Source organism: Mesorhizobium sp. M7A.F.Ca.CA.002.15.2.1, from assembly GCF_003998715.1.
Taxonomy (GTDB): Bacteria; Pseudomonadota; Alphaproteobacteria; order Rhizobiales; family Rhizobiaceae; genus Mesorhizobium; species Mesorhizobium ciceri.
The window spans coordinates 1-2,442 of the sequence record NZ_RZPI01000780.1 but is presented as its reverse complement, the minus strand read 5'-3'; the positions used below and the strand labels follow the sequence as shown (position 1 = coordinate 2,442).

Here is a 2,442-nt window from a genome sequence, read left to right as displayed (position 1 = left end):
GCGTACGGTAGCGCATGTCCGATCGAACCTCAGGGTTGTGCTGGCTCGTTGGTGCGCCGGCCGTAGCGGTTGGGTCCAGGCTGCCCCGGAAACAGGCACAACACAAGGAAGGCCACGATCGAGACCACCGGCACGAACAGGATCAGCGCCGCAATGCCCGGCTTGTCCAAATCGTGCAGCCGCTTGACCGCCAGGGCAATGTTCGACCACAGCGAGGCGATGAAGGCGACGAAGAAGATGAACGACCACATGTTGCTCTCGGCCGAACCTTCCGGCACCAGCGTGAAGCGGTAGAGCGGGAAGGCCTGGATGATAGCGACGAGCAACCCGCCAAGAAAATAGGCCGCGCGACTGACGCGGCCCGAGGTTTTGAAGAAAAGCCAGGTGAGATCTGATCTGTCAGGCAAGCGGGTCCGGTCCATATTGATTGGCGCCCCTGGCGCCTTCGAGAATGCCGCATTCCACCAGAAACCAGATCGGGCCGATCAATGGCACCAGCATGATCAGGCTCCACCAGCCCGACTTGCCGCGATCATGCCAGCGCTTGGCGTAGACTGCGAGTGCGAAATAGATCGAGGCCAGAGCGATGAGAATGCCGATGATGCCGATCTGGGCGCCACTGGCCGTGGTGATGCGTGTACCGAGGATCGCATCGAGAATAAAGGCAACGATGCCAATGACGATGAAAACGCCAATCGCGGCCCAGAACTTGCCACGGTTGATGCGACCGTCAAAACTTGTGAGCAGATACTTCCAGTCCATGTCACCCCTCCATGATGAACCCGCGCGACCGATTGTCGCGCCGGCGGAAGGTGCGCCCGCTTTGCGCAAAGATCAATCGCGCAGCAATTCGTTGATCGAGGTCTTGGACCTGGTTTTGGCGTCGACGCGCTTGACGATGACGGCGCAGTAGAGGCTCGGACCCGGCTCGCCGTTCGGAAAGGGCTTGCCCGGCATCGCTCCGGCGACGACGACGGAATTCGGCGGCACTTCGCCATAGAAAATCTCGCCGGTAGCGCGGTCGACGATCTTGGTCGACTGGCCGATGAAGACGCCCATGCCGAGCACCGAGCCTTCGCGCACGATGCAGCCCTCGACCACTTCCGAGCGCGCGCCGATGAAGCAATTGTCCTCGATGATGGTCGGACCTGCCTGCATCGGCTCCAGCACGCCGCCGATGCCGACGCCGCCGGAAAGATGCACGTTCTTGCCGATCTGGGCACAGGAGCCTACCCCGACCCAGGTGTCGATCATGGTGCCTGTATCGACATAGGCGCCGACATTGACGAAGGACGGCATCAGCACGGCGCCCGGCGCGATATAGGCCGAGCGACGCACGATCGACCCCGGCACGGCGCGAAAGCCCTCCTTTTCGAAATCGACAGCGCCCCAGCCATCGAACTTCGACGGCACCTTGTCCCACCACGTCGCTTCGCCGGGACCACCCTTGATGATCTCCATCGGGTTGAGCCGGAAGGACAAAAGCACGGCCTTCTTCAGCCACTGGTTGACATGCCACTTGCCGTCGGCCTGCCGCTCGGCGACGCGGACGGCGCCGCGGTCGAGCAGGTCAAGCGCCGACTGGATGGCATCGCGCGTTTCGCCGCGCGTCGCAGTCGAAATCGCATCGCGTTCCTCGAAGGCCTTCTCGATGGTCTTTTCGAGGCTCGCCAGATCGGGCTTCGACATGAATTCGCTCCATTACCAAGCTGTTAAGGGACTGAGCCTTAACCTGTTTTGAAAGTCGCGCGGACCCTATGTTAAGGCTTAATGGGGGTCAATCGCGTGTGCGTCACGGGACGGCGCAGTTAAGGGAATTGGACGGGTAGTTATGACTCCTATGGAAAAGGCGGGGTGGACGCCGCTGCCGCATTCGGACGAGGATCTGGAGCGGTCGAAGAGCGTGCCTGACACGCCGCAGACGCGTGCCGAAACCTACCGGCTCGCCTGGAACGATCCCGACTTCATGACGCGGCGCGAGTTGCGCGCGGTCAGGCTGCAACTCGAACTCCTGAAACCGGAAATGATCCTAGCCGAACGCGGCATCCGCTCGACGGTGATCCTGTTCGGCGGTGCGCGCCTGCCGGAACCCGGCGGCGAGGCCTGGGCGGCCAAGAACGAGACGCAGAAGAAGAACCTCGAAGAGAACAGCAAATACTACGAGGAAGCGCGCAAATTCGCCCGCCTCTGCTCGCAGCAATCGGCTACCTCCTATTACCGCGAATATGTCGTGGTGACCGGCGGCGGGCCTGGCGTGATGGAAGCGGGAAACCGCGGCGCCGACGATGTCGGCGCGCCGTCGATAGGCCTCAACATCGTCTTGCCGCACGAGCAGGCGCCGAACATCTATGTGACGCCGGAGCTCTGTTTCAACTTCCATTATTTCGCTATCCGCAAGATGCATTTCGTCATGCGCGCCAAGGCGGTCGCGGTGTTTCCGGG

At 61.8% G+C, this 2,442-nt stretch carries 4 protein-coding genes; 1 reads left to right on the top strand and 3 read right to left on the bottom strand.

Annotated features, from left to right (window positions below):
* Positions 1–29 precede the first annotated feature (29 nt).
* The 3 genes from ENZ74_RS29170 to dapD all read right to left on the bottom strand — a co-directional run bounded on the left by ENZ74_RS29170 (position 30) and on the right by dapD (position 1,689).
* A complete protein-coding gene (locus ENZ74_RS29170) occupies positions 30–407 on the bottom strand; it encodes a DUF805 domain-containing protein (protein WP_024502086.1) in 378 nt (125 codons plus the stop codon).
* The gene (locus ENZ74_RS29165; RefSeq protein ID WP_013528479.1) at positions 400–762 is read right to left on the bottom strand and encodes a DUF805 domain-containing protein; all 363 of its coding nucleotides are present in this window, start codon (positions 760–762) and stop codon (positions 400–402) included. Before ENZ74_RS29165 ends, ENZ74_RS29170 begins: the two co-directional genes overlap by 8 nt.
* A gap of 72 nt (positions 763–834) precedes the next feature.
* A complete protein-coding gene (gene dapD / locus ENZ74_RS29160) occupies positions 835–1,689 on the bottom strand; it encodes a 2,3,4,5-tetrahydropyridine-2,6-dicarboxylate N-succinyltransferase (protein WP_013528480.1) in 855 nt (284 codons plus the stop codon).
* A gap of 142 nt (positions 1,690–1,831) precedes the next feature.
* Between dapD and ENZ74_RS29155 the strand changes: the two genes are divergently transcribed.
* Positions 1,832–2,442: LOG family protein (locus ENZ74_RS29155; protein WP_206522348.1), on the top strand; the 611-nt coding region annotated here is incomplete at its 3' end.

Bases quoted from the DNA above. Each gene is read 5' to 3' on its own strand.
- ENZ74_RS29165 (WP_013528479.1), bottom strand. From the start codon at position 762: ATGGACTGGAAGTATCTGCTCACAAGTTTTGACGGTCGCATCAACCGT.
- dapD (WP_013528480.1), bottom strand. From the start codon at position 1,689: ATGTCGAAGCCCGATCTGGCGAGCCTCGAAAAGACCATCGAGAAGGCC.